Here is a 16,860-nt window from a genome sequence, read left to right as displayed (position 1 = left end):
CGGCGCAGGGTCTTGTCCAAGGATCTATTCGCCGCAAGCTGGAAAGCGAAGCACAACTTTCAGGCCCCGCCCCTCGCGCCCCGTCTGAAGCATCATGCTGCCGCTGAGCAGGCTGGCAATTTCCTCGACGATCGGCAGGCCAAGACCGCTGCCGCGTTCTTCCGGGCCGCTGGCGCGCTCAAACCGCTGCATCACCCGGCCTATGCTGTCGGCGGGAATGCCCGGGCCGTTATCCTCGACCTCCAGTACCAGATGCTGTTCATCAGCCAAAACGCGCACGGTGACCTCGGCGCCCCGGCCGGCATAAAGCAGCGCGTTCGAAATCAGGTTCTTCAGCATTTCGGCCAGCAGCAGCGGTTCACCGCGCATAAAAGCCTGCCCCTCCCCCTCGAAGCCGAGATCGATATGGGCTTCTGCCGCCGGTGGCACGTGGTCTGCCGTGACGGTGCGCGCAAGTTCGCAGAGATCAAGCCGCACAAGATCCGTCTGCGTGCCCTTCGAGGCCGCATCGATACGCGACATCATCAACAGCTGCGCGAGGATGCGCTCGGCATTGGCAACGGCGGCATCGGCCCGCTCGATGGCGGCGCGTGCGTCGGCGGGATCGGTGGAGCGGGCGGCGAGTGCCAGCTGCGTGCGCACGACCGCGAGCGGCGTGCGCAGCTGATGGCTGGCATTGCCGGTAAAATGGCGCAGCGCCTCCAGCGCTGATTTGAGCCGCACCATGAAGGAATTGACCGTCTCGACAAGCCCTTCCACCTCGCTTGGCACCTGTTCGCCGATCGGCTCCAGATCGTCGGGGCTGCGGCTCTCGATGGCGCCGCCCAGCCGGTAGAGCGGGCGCAGCGACAGTGAGACGGCAATCCAGACGATGACGGAGGCGCCGGCCATCATCAGGAGCAGGCGGATGGCCGAATGCAAGAGGATTGAGCGGCTGAGCTGGCGACGCGCAATCGTTGTCTCTGCAACCGTCACCGTAAACGGCACGGAGGAAATTCCGGTCGACGCGGAGCGGGCAAGCGTTGCAACGCGGATCGGTTCGCCGCGAAAGCTTGCATCGTCAAACGCAGTCGATTGGCCTTCCCGCCGCGCCAGCGCCGGCAGCGCCTGATAACCGGTGATGAACGTGCCGGGCGGGCCGTCGACGCGGTAAAACACCCGGTCCTGCGCCGCTGACGTCAGCATTTCGAGCGCGACATAGGGGATATCCACCTCCAGCGACCCGTCTTCGGCCACCACGACCCGTTCGGCAATGGCAAGCGCCGACCCGGCAAGCACCCGGTCGGACACATCATTGGCCGTCTGGCGTGCCTCCCGCCAGGTATCGATCAGCGCCAGCGACCCAAGCACGGCCGTTGCCGCCAGAAGCCACGCGAGCAGCCGGCCGCGCAGAGAACGCGGGATGCCCTTCATCACGGTGCTGCCACCAGATCGAGATAATAGCCGATGCCGCGCGCGGTCTTGACGGTCAGCCCATGCGTCTGCAGCCGGCGCCGGAGACGAGACACATATTGCTCGATGGCATTCGACGAAAGGTCGTCATCAAAACCGGTGAGCGAGCCGATGATCGATTCCTTCGAGACGACCTTGCCGGCCCGCAGGAACAAAAGTTCCAGCAGTGCCACCTCGCGCGCCGGCAGATCGAGCGGCCGGCCGGAGACGGAAAAGCTGCGTGAGGTCAAATCGAGGACGAGGCCGCCGAACTCCACCCGTGAGGAGCGAAGACCTGCCTGCCGGCGCAGCAGCACCCGGATGCGCGCCTCAAGCTCGGAAATGTCGAAAGGCTTGGTGAGATAATCGTCGGCACCGAGATCAAGACCCCTCACCCGCTCCTCCGGCGTCCCGCGCGCGGTAAGAATCATCACGGCCGCCTGGTTCTGGCGCGCGCGGATCGAGCGCAGCACGTCGAGCCCGTCCATTTCCGGCAGGTTGAGATCGAGGATGATCAGGTCGAACTTTTCCGCCGTTGCCACTGCTTCGGCAGACAGGCCATCCGACACGACATCCACGGCATAACCACTGCCGCGCAAAATAGCCGACAGGCCCTCGGCAAGCGTGCCATTATCCTCCACCAGCAGAATGCGCACCCAAACTCCCCCTCGTCGCGGTAAAGACTAGAGGCGAAAGTCTCAGCTGTCACTTGCCTTTGCGTCGGCAGAGTGCTGCAAGCCGCCGGTGGCAGAGGTTATCCCCATGCGTCGGCGTGCCCCTAGCCCCTTTCGCTTCACCTTGTCTCGGCCGCAGCGGTCATGCATCATGGATGTCATGGAAATTCGTCTTCTCACCCTTTGCATCGGCCTCAGCCTTGCAGCGGCCGCCCATGCGGAGGTCACCTCCTTTGCCGCGCGTTCGGGTCGTGCGGATGCACCGGTTCTCGTGGTCTATTCGTCGCTCGACCAGCCGATTGCCCGGCCGATGATCGAGGCATTCCAGAAGGCCAATGTCGATATTGCCGTGCGTTACGAGGACATGCTGACCGGCGAGATCCATGATCGCATCGTGCGCGAAACCGACGAGGGCGGCAAAACGGCCGATTTTGCCTTTTCCTCCGCCATGGACTTGCAGGTGAAGCTCGCCAATGACGGATACGCCCAGCCGAGCCGGCTGCCGATGAGCGCGCGCTGGCCCGATTGGGCAAACTGGCGCGACACCGCCTATGCGCTGACGTTTGAGCCCGCCGTCTTCGTGTATCACAAGCCGAGTTTTATCGACCGCGCACCGCCCTCCACGCGGGCCGAATTCGTGGCCTATCTGAAGGCCGAGGGCGACGCGGTCTTCGGGCGGATCGGCACCTATGATATCGAACGCTCCGGCGTCGGCTTCCTGTTCATGTCCCGCGACCAGGAGCAGTTCGACGACATCTGGTCTGTGGTGAACGCCATGGGAGAAGCTGGCGTCAAACTCTACTCCACCAGTCAGGCGATTCTCGAACGGGTGGCGGACGGACGATTCGTGCTCGGCTACAACATCCTCGGCTCCTATGCCGCCGACTGGGCCTCGAACCATCCGGAGGTCGGCATCGTGCTGCCGAAGGATTATACGGTTGTCATGTCGCGCATCGGTCTGGTGCCACAGGCGGCCGCCTCGCCGGATCTCGGGCGTCGATTCCTTGAATTTTTCATGTCGAAGGAAGGTCAGACAATCCTCACGCAGCAGTTGCAGATCCCCGCCGTAAGCCCTGATGTTGCTATTGGAAATACCGCCACCACCATGCGCGAAATGCTCGGTGGCCAGTTGAAGCCTGTGCCGGTCAGCCCTGGCCTCATGGTCTATCTCGATCAGGTCAAGCGTGCCCGGCTGATTGCCCGCTGGAACGAGGTTTTGCGGCTGCAATAGAGCTGAATTGCGGCCAAATCGGTTACCTGTCGGTGGGTGTCAGCTAAATGTCAGCATAATGTGGTCGCTTGTCTTTATTCGGGCCGTGGAGGCGTCCCGGACTGCGTGGGAGGGGGATCCGCGCCCGAGACGTTTTTCGCCGGGTGCACCAGATTGTCGTCTTCCTTCCAGCTTGGCTGAAATCAGAGCGTCACAGCGACGCCATTGGAGGATCGACCCTTGAAACACATCATTCTCGCATCCCTGCTTGCTGGCGCCATGGCGCTTCCGGCCTATGCCACGGATTACACGCTGATGGCACCGGCAGCACCGGGCGGCGGCTGGGACCAGACCGCCCGCTCGCTCCAGACCGCGCTGCAGCAGGAAGGCATTTCCAAGAACGTGCAGGTCATCAACGTGCCCGGCGCCGGCGGCACCATTGGCCTTGCCCAGTTCGCCAGCCAGCAGAAGGGTAAGGCGAATGCCCTGATCGTCGGCGGCTACGTGATGGTGGGCGCCATCCTCACCAACAAGGCCCCGGTCACGCTGAAGGATGTGACCCCGATTGCACGCCTCACCGGCGAAAATGAAGCCATCGTGGTTCCGGCCTCTTCGCCGCTGAAGTCGGTTGCCGATCTCGTGGCAGCGCTCAAGAAGGATCCGGGCTCGGTCTCCTGGGGTGGCGGTTCGGCCGGCGGTGTCGACCATATCGCAGCAGGCCTCATTGCCAAGGCTGCCGGCGTCGATCCGACGAAGATCAACTATATCGCGTTTTCCGGCGGCGGCGAAGCGCTGGCCGCTATCCTCGGTTCGCAGGTCACGGTCGGAATTTCCGGTTATGGCGAATTCGAATCGCAGATCAAGTCGGGCACGCTGCGCCTGCTCGCCACCTCCGGCGACACGCGCATCCCCGGCACCGAAGCGCCGACGCTGAAGGAAGCCGGTCTTGATGTGTCCGTGCAGAACTGGCGCATGGTGGCGGCCGCTCCGGGCCTTACGGCCGAGCAGAAGGCAGCCGTCACGGCCGATATCCAGAAGCTCGTCACCTCCAAGACCTGGCAGGAAACGCTGAAGACCAAGGGCTGGCAGGATACCTATCTGTCCGGCCCGGCTTTCGACGCACAGCTTGCCAAGGATATTTCTGCCACTGAAACCATCCTGAAGGACATCGGACTGGTCAAATGAACCAAGGACCTTTGAACAAGGCCGGAGAGCGTCGCCCCGATTGGGCGGCGCTTGTCATTGCTGCCGTATTGGTCGCAATTTCCGGCGTCATCTTTTTCGACGCGGCCCGCCTTCGCGAAGTCAGCGGTTATTCGCCGGTCGGTCCGGGCACCGTTCCGATGGCGATTGCCGTTGTGCTGCTGCTGCTGGCCGTCTGGACCGTGATCGCAGCCTTCCGCGGCGATTTCCCCGAGCGCGAAAAGCAGGAAGTCCAGCCGGTTGCCTGGGTGATCGGTGGGCTTGCGGCCCAGATGCTGCTTTTGAACACGGCTGGCTTCTCCATCGCGACAGGTGTGCTGTTTGCAGCAACCGCAGCCGGCTTCGGCAAGCGCAAGGTGTGGATCTCGCTGCCGGTCGGCATCGTTCTCTGTCTTGTCGTCTGGCTGATCTTTGCCGGTCTTCTCCAGCTCTCCCTGCCCGCCGGGCCGCTTGAGCGCCTCTTCCAGTGAAAGCCACGTCATGAGCACGTTTGAATTCCTGCTGCAGGGCCTGGTGATTGCCGCGCAGCCGATGAACCTCTTCTACGCCCTGATCGGCGTGACACTCGGCACGGCCGTTGGCGTTCTGCCCGGCATCGGGCCGGCGCTCACGGTGGCGCTGCTTCTGCCCGTCACCTATCAGCTGGACCCCGCCGGCTCGCTCATTATGTTTGCCGGTATTTATTACGGCGGCATGTATGGCGGCTCCACAACGTCCATTCTGCTCAATACGCCCGGCGAAAGTGCCTCGATCGTCACCGCGCTCGAGGGCAACAAGATGGCACGTGCGGGACGCGGTGGACCGGCACTGGCGACGGCGGCCATCGGCTCGTTCGTGGCAGGCCTGCTCGCCACGATCGGTCTTGCCTTCATCGCCCCCTTCATCGTCAAGCTGGCTCTGGTATTTGGCCCGCGCGAATATTTTGCGCTGATGGTGCTTGCGTTCGTCACCGTGTCCTCGGCCTTCGGTGATTCGACGCTTCGTGGCCTCACGGCCCTCTTTATCGGCCTTGCTTTGTCGACCATCGGCATTGACCAGTTGACCGGCCAGACCCGGCTTGCCTTCGGCGTGCCGGATCTTCTCGATGGCATCGAGGTGACGACGCTTGCCGTTGCCATGTTTGCCATTGGCGAAACGCTGTTTATCGCAGCGCAGGGCGTCAAGGGTCCCGACAAGGTGGAAGCGGTGAAGGGGTCCGTCTGGATGAACCGCGCTGACTGGGCGCGGTCCTGGAAGCCGTGGCTGCGCGGCACCGTGATCGGTTTCCCGATCGGCGCCATGCCGGCCGGCGGTGCTGAAATCGGCACCTTCCTGTCCTATGCCGCCGAAAAGCGCCTGTCGAAGCATCCGGAAGAGTTCGGCCATGGCGCCATCGAAGGCGTGGCCGGTCCGGAAGCGGCCAACAATGCGTCTGCTGCCGGCACGCTGGTGCCGCTGCTGACGCTTGGTCTTCCGACGACGGCGACCGCCGCCATCATGCTCGCGGGCTTTCAGCAATATGGTCTTCAGCCCGGTCCGCTGTTGTTTGCCACCAATCCGCAGCTCGTCTGGGGCCTTATCGCCTCGCTGCTGATTGCCAACTTCATGCTGCTGGTGCTGAACCTGCCGCTGATCGGCCTTTGGGTGCGGTTGCTCACCATCCCGAAGCCTTGGCTTTACGCGGGCATCCTCCTGTTTGCGACGCTCGGCACGATTGGCGCCAACCCGTCGGTTTTCGAGCTTGGCATGCTGCTCGCCTTCGGCATTCTCGGTTACGTCATGCGCGTCTTCGGTTATCCGATTGCGCCTGTCGTGGTGGGTCTCATCCTCGGGCCGCTTGCCGAACAGCAGCTGCGCCGGGCGCTCGCCATCAGCCAGGGGGATTTCTCGGTTCTCTTCACCTCGCCGATTGCTGCCGGCCTGCTGATCGTTGCAGCTCTCGCACTGATCGTGCCGCTGATCCTTCGGGCACGCGGTCGCGGCGAAGTCCTGTCACAGATGGCGGCAAACGAAGACTGACCTGCCGTTTGCCAAAGACCCTGCCCTTTGATCCCGCCGCCCGAAAGGCCGGCGGGATTGCTTTTTTAACGCCTGGGAACCAAAGCCGCGCCATCCCGTTTACCGGCGTTCTTTCAGGTGATGATGATGGCCCCGCTGACCAACGCTTCCAAAACTTTCGCGCTTTTATCGTCGCCTGCTCGGGGGCACCACAACGTCGCGTGCGCTGCATGAGCGGACGCAAGCGCCTCTTCACCTATGGCACGATGATTTTTGGCGTCGGCCTTGCCGGTTATCTCGTTTATATCGGGCTTAGCCAGTTCACCTGGGCGCAGATCCTGGAATCCGTGCGCGCCATTCCCATGTCGAACTTCCTGCTGGCGCTTCTCTATTGCGCCGGCTCCTACCTCTGCCTGACCGGTTTTGACTGGACGGGCGTGCGGTATGTGAAGAACGATCTTGCCTATCCAAAAATTGCGCTCGCCTCCTTTGTCGCCTTGGGGCTCGGGCAGAGTATTGGCCTTGCCGGCCTCAGCAGCGGCGCCATTCGTTATCGCTATTATGCCCATTGGGGCATGTCGACGGAGGATGTGGCAAAGATCGTGCTGATGTCGGGCATGACGGTCGGCCTTGGCCTTCTCGTTCTCTCCGGCATTGTGATGGTGCTGAACCCGTCGGATGCGGCGGCGCTTCTGCGCGTCTCCCCCACCATTGCCATGCTGATCGGCGGCCTCTGCTTCGTCATTGCCCTTGTCTATGTCGTCCTCGCCGCCTTCCTGCGCGCGCCGCTCAAGATCCGCAAATGGACCTTTGTGATGCCGACGGTTCGAATTGCCATCCTGCAGATCGTGATCGGCACGGTGAATTTCGCCCTCGTCTCGGCCTGCCTAATGGAACTAATGCAGGCGACCGAAAATGTCAGTTACCTCAAGGCTGCGACCGCCTATGTGCTCGCCAATATCGCCATTCTCATCACCCATGCGCCGGGCGGGCTTGGCGTGCTGGAGGTGACGGTGAAGCACGTGATGGGCGATCAGGCGTCAATCGGCGCGCTGGTGGCCTTCCGGGTGATCTATTTCTTTATTCCCTTTGCCATTGCGCTTCCCGTTTCGCTGGTGGGTGAGGCCGTGTTCCGCGCCCGCAAAAAACACGAGGGCAGCACGGAAAAGCAAAATCACTCGCAGGATCCTGCCCTGCGCGCGCCCTCGGCCTGACCGGTGCGGCCAGGAAAGCCCCGCGCATTCCTCCCTCCGCTCTCATCTGCGTATCGGGCCGAGTGCCTTCCCTCAAAAGCGGTCCTGCGACTTCAGTTGGCGGTAGCGACGGCCTTTCCTGCGCATTGAGGACGATGCACGCATTTCTTTTACCAATGCGGACCTTCATTTCCTGTGCGCTTTGTTCTAGAGACAGTCCTTCGAACCCGCTGGCGCGCTGCCTGTGGCTGCCCCGTTTTCAAGGTAATGTCGATCGATGCTTGATACCCTCAGAAACTACTCCCGCTCCTGGGTCTCGAAACTGCTGCTTCTGCTTCTCGTGGGCTCCTTCGCGATCTGGGGTGTCTCTGCATCGCTCGTGGGACCGAGCAGCAATGCCGTGATGACCGTGGGGGACCAGGAAGTATCGCCGGCCGAATTCCGCCTCGCCTATCAGCGCCAGTTGAGTTTGCTCAGCCGCCAGTTCGGCACGCAGCTGACAACGGAACAGGCGCGCGCCTTTGGCGTCGACCGTCAGGCCTTCGCCCAGCTTTCGGCAGGTGCTGCCCTTGACCAGCTGTCTGAGGACATGCGGCTTGGTCTTTCCGAGGATCGCTTGGCAAACCTGATCGCCGAAGACCCCGCCTTCCGCGGCAATGACGGCCGGTTTGACCGCACGCTGTTCAGTACGCGCCTGCGCAATGCCGGACTTCGCGAGGACGATTACATCAAGGAGCGCAGCAAGGTTGCTGTGCGCAGCCAGATTGTCGATGCGGTCTCCGACGGTTTCCAGGCGCCGAAGGTACTGGTGGACGCGCTGAAGCAATATCGCAACGAAGCGCGCGACGTCGATTACCTGCTTCTGTCATTCGCCAATATCGATCCGGTCAAGGCACCCGCCGAAGACGTGCTCGCGACATGGTTCGATGCGGCCAAAAGCCGTTACCGCGCACCGGAACTTCGCCGCTTTGCCTATGTGACGCTGCAGCCGAGCGATGTGGCAGACCCGACGGGCGTGACCGACGAGCAGGTCCGTGCCGAATACGACCGCCGCAAGGACAGCTACAAGACGCCGGAAACCCGTACCATCGAGCAGCTTGCCTTTCCGAGCAAGGAAATGGCGGTTGCCGCTTTGGCGCAGATGAAGGAACGCCAGCTGGATTTCAGTGCGCTGGTGACCGATCAGGGCAAGACTTTGGCCGACGTGATGCTGGGTGATTTCACCAAGGACCAGTTGCCGGACCAGAAGATTGCCGACGCGGCCTTCGCGCTTGGCCCGCAAGGGGGTGTTACGCCGGTCGTTGAAGGGGCATTTGGCCCGGTCGTGCTGCGTGTGACGAATGTGCGTCCGGAAACGGTGAAATCCTTCGATGAGGTGAAGGACGAGATCCGCAACAACCTGTCGCTTGCCGCCGCCGCCCAGAACGTTCAGGCCGTGCATGATCGTTTCGAGGATCTTCGCGGTTCCGGTTCTTCGCTGGAGGAAGCCGCAGCGCAGCTGAAGCTGAAGGCCGTGACCGTCACGGCCGACCGCAGCGGCAACGATGGCAATGGCGCCGGCGTTCCCCTGCCCAAGAGCGAAAGCCTGCTGACGGATGTCTTCCGCAGCGATGTCGGCGCCGAGACCCTGCCCTCCAATCTTGGCAATGACGGTTATGTCTGGTTTGACGTGCGCGAAGTCATCCCCGAGCGCGACCGCACGCTTTCGGAAGTGCATGACAAGGTCGTGGCCGACTGGACGACCGAGCAGCAGCGTAATGCGCTGGCCGCGCGCGCCGAAGAGCTGCGCAACCGCCTTGACGGCGGTGACACGCTTGCCGCCGTCGCCGGCGAGCTTGGCCTTGCCGTCGAAACCAAGACCGGTCTTCGCCGCCAGGGCAATGATCCGATTTTCGGGGGCGAAGCGGTCAAGGCTGCCTTCTCCGGCCCCGTCAACACCAATGCCACCGGCCCAGCCGCCGATGGCGAAAGCCGCCTCTTGATGCATGTCACGGCCGTCAACCAGCCGCCGGCCGATGCGCTGTCGGGTGAGGAACAGCAGTTGCAGCAGATTGCACGGGCTGCCGGCGACGACATGCTGGACCAGATGGTGACCGAGCTGCAGACCACCTATGGTGTGCAGATCAACCAGGCACTGGCCGATCAGGCGATGGTGCGCTGAGGGCTTGAACAGGACTGAACATATCGCATCTGGCCTGACGAAACCGGTTGCGGGTTTCGGGGCCCTTGCGCCGGGGAGAGCCAGAGGATGCCCGAACTGAAACCCTTCATTGCCAAGGTGGCAAACGGCCAGGCGCTTTCCCGCGATGAAGCCCGTCTCGCCTTCGACATCCTGATGTCGGGCGAAGCAACGCCATCGCAGATCGGCGGTTTCCTGATGGCACTGCGCGTGCGCGGTGAAACCGTCGAGGAAATCTCCGGCGCGGTGTCCACCATGCGCGCCAAAATGCTGCCGGTGAAAACCTCGGCCGCCGTGATGGATATCGTGGGAACCGGCGGCGACGGACTTGGCACCTACAATATTTCGACACTCGCAGCGCTCATCGTCGCAAGCTGCGGCGTGGCCGTTGGTAAACATGGCAATCGGGCGCTCAGTTCCAAATCGGGCACTGCCGATGCGCTGACAGCGCTTGGCGTGAAGCTCGATATTACGCCGGAGCTTATCGCGCGCTGCATCGATCAGGCCGGCATCGGCTTCATGTTCGCGCAGGTGCACCACGCGGCCATGCGCCATGTCGGTCCAAGCCGGGTCGAGCTTGGCACGCGCACCATCTTCAACCTGCTTGGCCCCCTGTCCAATCCGGCCGGTGCCCGCAAGCAGCTGCTTGGCGTCTTTTCGCCGCGCTGGGTGCAGCCGATTGCCGAAGTGATGCGGGATCTGGGCTCTGAGACGGTCTGGGTCGTGCATGGCGATGGCATGGATGAGATCACCACCACCGGCGTGACGCAGGTCAGTGCGCTGGAAAATGGCACAATCCGCAGCTTCGAGCTGACACCGGAAGATTTTGGTGTCGCCCGCGCAAGCATCGACGACCTGAAGGGTGGCGATGGCGAGGCCAATGCGAAAGCGTTGAGGGCGGTGCTGGCGGGCGCCCAAAATGCCTATCGCGATATTGCGCTCTGCAATGCCGCCGCGTCGCTGGTGATTGCCGGAAAGGCAGGTGATCTGCGTGAGGGCATGGTGATTGCAGCGCAAGCGCTGGACAGCGGGCGCACGGCTCAGGTGCTCGATGCGCTTGTCGCCGTCTCCAACGAACCTATGTGAGGTTTTATGAGCGATATCCTGAGAAAAATCGAAGCCTACAAGCGCGATGAAATCGCCGCTGCCAAGGCTCGCGTGCCGCTTGCCGAGTTGAAGGCAATGGCAGCGGACCAGTCCTTGCCGCGTGGGTTCTACAAGGCGCTGAAGGCGCGCCAGGAGGCCGGCACGTTCGGCCTGATTGCCGAAATCAAGAAGGCAAGCCCGTCGAAGGGGCTGATCCGTCCGGATTTCGATCCGCCGGCGCTCGCCGCGGCCTATGAAGCAGGCGGTGCTGCCTGCCTCTCCGTGCTCACCGATGGCCCGAGCTTTCAGGGTGCGCCGGAATTTCTGACGGCCGCCCGTGCGGCCTGCGCGCTTCCGGCGCTGCGCAAGGATTTCATGTTCGACATCTATCAGGTGCACGAAGCCCGCGCCTGGGGCGGCGATTGTATCTTGCTGATCATGGCGTCGCTCTCCGATGACGAGGCACGCCAGCTGGAAGACGAGGCCCTGTCGCTGGGCATGGATGTTCTCATCGAAGTGCATGACGCCCCGGAAATGGAGCGCGCGCTGAAACTGTCCTCGCCGCTTGTCGGCATCAACAATCGCAACCTGCGCACCTTCGAGGTCAGCCTGTCCGTCAGCGAGGCGCTGGCTGCCATGGTGCCGGCGGATCGGCTCCTGGTCGGCGAAAGTGGCATCTTCACCCACGCCGATTGCAAGCGTCTGGAGAAAGCCGGCATTACCACCTTCCTCGTCGGCGAAAGCCTGATGCGGCAGGATGATGTGACGGCGGCCACCCGCACGCTTCTTTCCGGCACGCCCGCAGCCGAGGCTGCGGAATGACGCAGGACGCGCCGCGCCTCACCCATCTCGGCGCCTCCGGCGAGGCGCATATGGTTGACGTCAGCGACAAGGCCGAGACTGTCCGCGTGGCCGTGGCACAGGGTTTTGTGCGCATGTTGCCGCAAACGCTTCGCCTCATTCTCGATGGCAATGCCAAGAAGGGTGATGTGATCGGCACGGCGCGGCTCGCCGGCATCATGGCCGCCAAGCAGACGGCAAACCTCATTCCGCTCTGCCATCCGCTGGTGCTGACCAAGGTGACGGTGGATATTGTGGAAGACCACGATCTGCCGGGCCTTCGGGTTGAGGCAACCGCCAAGCTCACCGGCAAGACCGGCGTCGAGATGGAGGCGCTGACGGCCGTTTCCATCGCCTGCCTCACCATCTATGATATGGCGAAAGCCGCCGACAAGGGCATGCAGATCGGCGGCATCACGCTTGTCGAAAAGAGCGGCGGCAAATCCGGCGACTGGCGCCGGTCATCAGACGAGGCAAGCTGATGAATGCAAGCCTGCTGCCGATCTCAGAAGCCTTAACGCGCCTGCTGTCGCGCGCAAGACCGATCGATGCATCCGAGCAGGTGCCCCTGCGGGAGGCTGCGGGCCGTGTTCTCTCAGCCGATATCGCCGCCCGCCTCACCCAGCCGCCCTTTCATTCCTCCGCCATGGATGGTTATGCGCTGCGGGCCGGCGATGCCCCCGTCATCGGCTCGGAACTGACGGTCATCGGCGAATCGGCCGCGGGCCACGGTTTCTCCGGGTCTGTCGGCAAGGGCGAGGCGGTGCGCATCTTTACCGGCGCGCCGGTGCCGGAGGGCGCCGATACGGTGCTGATCCAGGAGGATGCGGAAAAACGCGACGGCAACCGTATCCGTACGACATTTGCGGTGACTAAGGGCCGCCATATCCGCCCGCGTGGACAGGATTTTGCCGAAAGCGACGTGGTGCTCTCAAGCGGAACACGGCTCGATCCGGCCCGTCTCACCGTGGCAGCCGCCATGAACCATCCGGCACTTTCCGTCTATCGCCGCCCGCGCATTGCCATCATTGCCACCGGCGACGAACTGGTATCACCGGGCGCCGTGCCTCAGCCATCGCAGATCATCGCCTCCAATACATTTGGCATTTCCGCTCTGGTCGAGGCGGCCGGCGGCGAGGTTCTGGATCTCGGTATCGTGGCGGATCGTTCCGACCTGATCGAGGCGGCCATTGGCAAGGCGGTCGATGAAGGCGCCGATGTGCTGGTGACGCTGGGCGGCGCCTCCGTCGGCGATCATGATCTGGTGCAGAAGAGCTTGAAGGCGCAAGGCATGGAACTGGATTTCTGGCGCATCGCCATGCGGCCGGGCAAACCGCTGATGGTAGGCTCGCTCGGCGCCATGCAGGTGCTCGGCCTGCCCGGAAACCCGGTCGCAAGCCTGGTCTGCGGCCTGCTTTTCCTCGAACCGCTGGTCGCAAAACTTGCCCATCGCGGCACCGAAAGCCGCGCTCGCGATGCCTTTGCCGCAGTACCGCTTGGCCAGAACGACCACCGGCAGGACTATCTTCGTGCAACGCTTGCGCGCGATCATGACGGGCGCCTGATGGCAACGCCGTTTGCCAAGCAGGATTCCTCGATGATGAGGATTTTTGCCGATTCGGATTGCCTGATCGTGCGCCCGCCGCATGCGCCCGAACTGCCGGCCGGCGCCCCCTGCCCGATCCTGCTGCTGCGTCGGTTCTGACTTTTCACCAAAGATGATCCGATGGGCTCTCCTTGCCGTAAACGACGGCAAAGACAAACGATTCCGGAGTTTTACACGGTGCCAGACGCAACACATTCGCCCATCCTTGTCTGGTTCCGCAAGGATCTGCGTCTGGATGACAATGGCGCGCTCTTGAGTGCTGTCGAGAAAGAGCGGCCGATCCTCTGCGTTTATGTGCGCGAGCCCGATGACGAGGCTGTCGGGCCGCTCGGTGCGGCGCAGGCCTGGTGGCTGCATCATTCGCTTCAGGCGCTTTCAGCAGCCCTTCAGGCCCGCGGCAACCGGCTCATTCTGAAGACGGGCACGGCAAGCGAAGTGCTTGCAGCCCTTGCCGAGGAGACTGGGGCCAAAGCCGTCTATCTCAACCGGCTCTACGAGCGTGACGGGATCGATGCCGAGATCCTGAAGGCACTGCATGACGGCGGGCTCGAGGTGAAGCGCTTCAAGGGCCAGCTTCTGCATGATCCGCATACGATGCGATCCGGCACCGGCGGTCCATACCGGGTCTATACTCCCTTCTGGAAAGCGCTGGAAAAGGATGGTGAGCCGCGCGAACCGGCGGAGGCGCCAGAAACCCTGCCCGCCCCTGGCACGTTTCCGTCGTCGGAAACACTGTCCGACTGGCATCTCCTGCCGATGCACCCGAACTGGGCAGAGGAATTCGAAACGCTCTGGACCCCGGGTGAAGCCGGTGCCGTCGAAAAGCTCGAACAGTTTGTCGAGCGCCCGATCCACACCTACAAGGCCGACCGCGATTTTCCGGGAAAGACCGAGGCGACGTCAAAGCTTTCGCCGCATCTGGCCTTTGGTGAAATTTCGCCTGCCCGCATCTGGTATGCAACACGCGGCCTGCAAGCCTCCGACCATGTGACCCATTTTCGCAAGGAACTGGTCTGGCGCGAATTCTGCCATCACCTTCTGGTGGCGTTTCCAAAGCTTCGCACACACAACTGGAACGACCGCTTCGATGCGTTTCCCTGGGAGGAGAACGACGACGGTTTTCAAGCCTGGACGAAGGGCATGACCGGCTATCCGATTGTTGATGCCGGCATGCGGGAACTCTGGCGCCACGGCATCATGCACAACCGCGTGCGCATGATCACCGCCTCCTTCCTGATCAAAGATTTGATGGTTGACTGGCGGCGCGGCGAAGCCTGGTTCCGCGACACACTTTTGGATGCCGATGTCGCCTCCAATGCCGCCAACTGGCAATGGGTGGCGGGCTCGGGCGCCGATGCTTCACCCTTCTTCCGGGTCTTTAATCCCATCCTGCAGGGCGAGAAATTCGATGCCGATGGCGAGTACATCAAACGGTTTGTGCCTGAGCTTTCACGTCTGCCGAAGAAATACATTCACCGCCCCTTCGAAGCTCCGCCGGAGGTTTTGCAAAAGGCCGGCGTGACGCTCGGCAAAACCTATCCAAAGCCGGTGGTCAATCATTTCGAAGCGCGCGACCGGGCGCTGGCGGCCTATGCTGAGGTAACCGGTAAAAGCTCTGAGGCCGATTCACGCGACTGACCCGCTGTTCCGCGTCTCCACGCAATTCACTTCGGCCAAACGAAAAAATCCCCCTCCGTCACCGGAAGGGGATTTTTGTATGTGAAGCAATAACGGACCGTCAGACCAGACGGTTCTGTTCCAGTGCCGCCTCGATGAAGCTCGAAAACAGCGGATGCGGATCGAGCGGCCGGCTCTTCAGTTCCGGGTGATACTGCACGCCGATGAACCACGGATGGTCGGCATATTCGATCGTCTCCGGCAACAGACCGTCCGGCGACATGCCGGAGAAGATCAGGCCGCAGTTTTCCAGCCGTTCCTTGTAGTCCACGTTCACCTCGTAGCGGTGGCGGTGACGCTCGGAAATGTCCGTGGAGCCGTAGATGTCGGCGATCTTCGTGTCGCGCTTCAGCGAAGCCTTATAGGCGCCAAGCCGCATGGTTCCGCCGAGATCACCGGCCACGGAGCGCTTCTGCAACTCGTTGCCCTTCACCCATTCCGTCATCAGGCCAACGACTGGCTGCTTGGAGGGGCCGAACTCGGTCGAGGATGCGTCGTCGATACCGGCGAGGTTACGGGCCGCTTCCAGCACGGCCATCTGCATGCCGAAGCAGATGCCGAAATACGGCACCTTGCGTTCGCGAGCAAACTTGGCCGCGTTGATCTTGCCCTGCGCTCCGCGTTCGCCAAAGCCGCCGGGCACCAGGATGCCGTTGACCTTTTCGAGGTACGGCGCCGGATCTTCCTTCTCGAAGATTTCGGACTCGATCCACTCGAGCTTGACCTTCACCTGGTTGGCGATGCCACCATGGTAAAGCGCCTCGATCAGCGATTTGTAGGCGTCCTTGAGGCCGGTATATTTGCCGACGATGGCAATCGTCACTTCGCCTTCCGGATTGCGGATGCGGTTGCTGACGGTTTCCCAGGCGTCGAGACGCGGCTTCGGGGCCGGTTCGATGCCGAAGGCGGCCAGCACTTCCGAATCAAGGCCTTCCTTGTGATAGGCCATCGGCACGTCATAGATATTGGCGACGTCGAGCGCCTGGATGACGGCGGAGGCCCTGACGTTGCAGAACAGCGAAAGCTTGCGGCGCTCGGCCTCCGGGATTTCCCGGTCGGCGCGCACCAGCAGGATATCGGGCGCAATGCCCATGGCCTGCAGTTCCTTCACCGAATGCTGGGTGGGCTTGGTCTTAAGCTCGCCGGCGGCCGGGATATACGGCATCAGCGTCAGGTGGAGATAAACGGCAGCGCCGCGTGGCAACTCGTTGCCGAGCTGGCGGATCGCTTCCACGAAGGGCATTGCCTCGATATCGCCCACCGTGCCGCCGATTTCACAGATGACGAAATCATAGTCGTCATTGCCCTCGACAATGAAGTCCTTGATCTCGTTCGTGACGTGCGGGATCACCTGAACGGTGGCGCCGAGATAATCGCCGCGCCGTTCCTTGTCGATGATGTTCTTGTAGATCCGGCCGGTGGTGATGTTGTCGGTCTTGGTCGCCGAACGCCCCGTGAAGCGTTCGTAATGACCGAGATCGAGGTCCGTCTCGGCACCGTCGTCGGTCACGAAGACCTCGCCGTGCTGGGTCGGGCTCATCGTGCCTGGATCGACGTTGAGATAAGGGTCGAGCTTACGCAAGCGAACCCGGTAACCGCGGGCCTGTAACAAGGCTCCGAGGGCTGCGGCCGCAATTCCTTTTCCGAGGGAAGAAACCACGCCGCCTGTGATGAATACATATCGCGCCATGGGAGTCACCGGATACCTATAAACAAGCGATTCCACCAGCCCAAAATTTGCATGGGTTGATTAAAGCTGTTGAAATCTGAACAAAAGAAAACCG

General features: G+C 62.3%; 14 protein-coding genes. 11 read left to right on the top strand and 3 right to left on the bottom strand.

Features of this window, described 5'->3' with window-relative positions; all coding sequences use genetic code 11:
- Positions 1 to 24 precede the first annotated feature (24 nt).
- Both AC4CWH_RS07705 and AC4CWH_RS07700 read right to left on the bottom strand, forming a co-directional pair.
- Positions 25 to 1,413 (bottom strand): sensor histidine kinase, encoded by a 1,389-nt coding sequence (locus AC4CWH_RS07705; RefSeq protein WP_491321384.1) that lies wholly within the window; start codon positions 1,411 to 1,413, stop codon positions 25 to 27.
- On the bottom strand, positions 1,413 to 2,087 hold the full coding sequence (locus AC4CWH_RS07700) for a response regulator transcription factor (protein WP_491281555.1): 675 nt from the start codon (positions 2,085 to 2,087) through the stop codon (positions 1,413 to 1,415). Before AC4CWH_RS07700 ends, AC4CWH_RS07705 begins: the two co-directional genes overlap by 1 nt.
- Before the next feature lie 178 nt (positions 2,088 to 2,265).
- Here AC4CWH_RS07700 and AC4CWH_RS07695 point away from each other — a divergent pair, with 178 nt between their 5' ends.
- The 11 genes from AC4CWH_RS07695 (at position 2,266) to AC4CWH_RS07645 (ending at position 15,037) form a co-directional block, all read left to right on the top strand.
- Positions 2,266 to 3,336 carry an ABC transporter substrate-binding protein gene (locus AC4CWH_RS07695; RefSeq protein ID WP_491321383.1) on the top strand — a complete coding sequence of 357 codons (1,071 nt, stop codon included), beginning with the start codon at positions 2,266 to 2,268 and terminating at the stop codon, positions 3,334 to 3,336.
- Positions 3,337 to 3,555: 219 nt separating this feature from the next.
- The gene (locus AC4CWH_RS07690) at positions 3,556 to 4,500 is read left to right on the top strand and encodes a Bug family tripartite tricarboxylate transporter substrate binding protein (RefSeq protein ID WP_491321067.1); all 945 of its coding nucleotides are present in this window, start codon (positions 3,556 to 3,558) and stop codon (positions 4,498 to 4,500) included.
- Entirely contained in the window at positions 4,497 to 4,988 is a 492-nt protein-coding gene (locus AC4CWH_RS07685; RefSeq protein WP_491281552.1) for a tripartite tricarboxylate transporter TctB family protein, read from the top strand. Before AC4CWH_RS07690 ends, AC4CWH_RS07685 begins: the two co-directional genes overlap by 4 nt.
- Before the next feature lie 10 nt (positions 4,989 to 4,998).
- On the top strand, positions 4,999 to 6,516 hold the full coding sequence (locus tag AC4CWH_RS07680; RefSeq protein ID WP_491321066.1) for a tripartite tricarboxylate transporter permease: 1,518 nt from the start codon (positions 4,999 to 5,001) through the stop codon (positions 6,514 to 6,516).
- A 209-nt stretch (positions 6,517 to 6,725) separates the two neighbouring features.
- Positions 6,726 to 7,709, top strand: a complete 984-nt coding sequence (locus AC4CWH_RS07675) for a lysylphosphatidylglycerol synthase transmembrane domain-containing protein (protein WP_491321065.1) — start codon at positions 6,726 to 6,728, stop codon at positions 7,707 to 7,709.
- 256 nt (positions 7,710 to 7,965) lie between these two features.
- Positions 7,966 to 9,849: a peptidylprolyl isomerase gene (locus tag AC4CWH_RS07670; RefSeq protein ID WP_491321064.1), complete on the top strand. Its 1,884-nt coding sequence runs from the start codon at positions 7,966 to 7,968 to the stop codon at positions 9,847 to 9,849.
- An 87-nt stretch (positions 9,850 to 9,936) separates the two neighbouring features.
- Positions 9,937 to 10,953 carry an anthranilate phosphoribosyltransferase gene (gene trpD, locus AC4CWH_RS07665; protein WP_491321063.1) on the top strand — a complete coding sequence of 339 codons (1,017 nt, stop codon included), beginning with the start codon at positions 9,937 to 9,939 and terminating at the stop codon, positions 10,951 to 10,953.
- A 6-nt stretch (positions 10,954 to 10,959) separates the two neighbouring features.
- Entirely contained in the window at positions 10,960 to 11,775 is an 816-nt protein-coding gene (trpC, locus tag AC4CWH_RS07660; protein WP_491321062.1) for an indole-3-glycerol phosphate synthase TrpC, read from the top strand.
- On the top strand, positions 11,772 to 12,275 hold the full coding sequence (moaC, locus tag AC4CWH_RS07655; RefSeq protein ID WP_491321061.1) for a cyclic pyranopterin monophosphate synthase MoaC: 504 nt from the start codon (positions 11,772 to 11,774) through the stop codon (positions 12,273 to 12,275). Before trpC ends, moaC begins: the two co-directional genes overlap by 4 nt.
- Complete coding sequence (locus AC4CWH_RS07650) at positions 12,275 to 13,498, top strand: molybdopterin molybdotransferase MoeA (RefSeq protein ID WP_491321060.1); 1,224 nt, start codon at positions 12,275 to 12,277, stop codon at positions 13,496 to 13,498. Before moaC ends, AC4CWH_RS07650 begins: the two co-directional genes overlap by 1 nt.
- Positions 13,499 to 13,519: 21 nt before the next feature.
- Positions 13,520 to 15,037 carry a cryptochrome/photolyase family protein gene (locus tag AC4CWH_RS07645; RefSeq protein WP_491281544.1) on the top strand — a complete coding sequence of 506 codons (1,518 nt, stop codon included), beginning with the start codon at positions 13,520 to 13,522 and terminating at the stop codon, positions 15,035 to 15,037.
- A gap of 100 nt (positions 15,038 to 15,137) precedes the next feature.
- Here AC4CWH_RS07645 and pyrG read toward each other — a convergent pair whose 3' ends face one another.
- Positions 15,138 to 16,775 (bottom strand): CTP synthase, encoded by a 1,638-nt coding sequence (gene pyrG, locus AC4CWH_RS07640; protein WP_491285338.1) that lies wholly within the window; start codon positions 16,773 to 16,775, stop codon positions 15,138 to 15,140.
- Positions 16,776 to 16,860: the final 85 nt, after the last annotated feature.

The sequence above is a fragment of the Neorhizobium sp. PAMB6716 genome (assembly GCF_058242805.1).
This window is presented reverse-complemented; position numbering and strand designations above follow the sequence as displayed.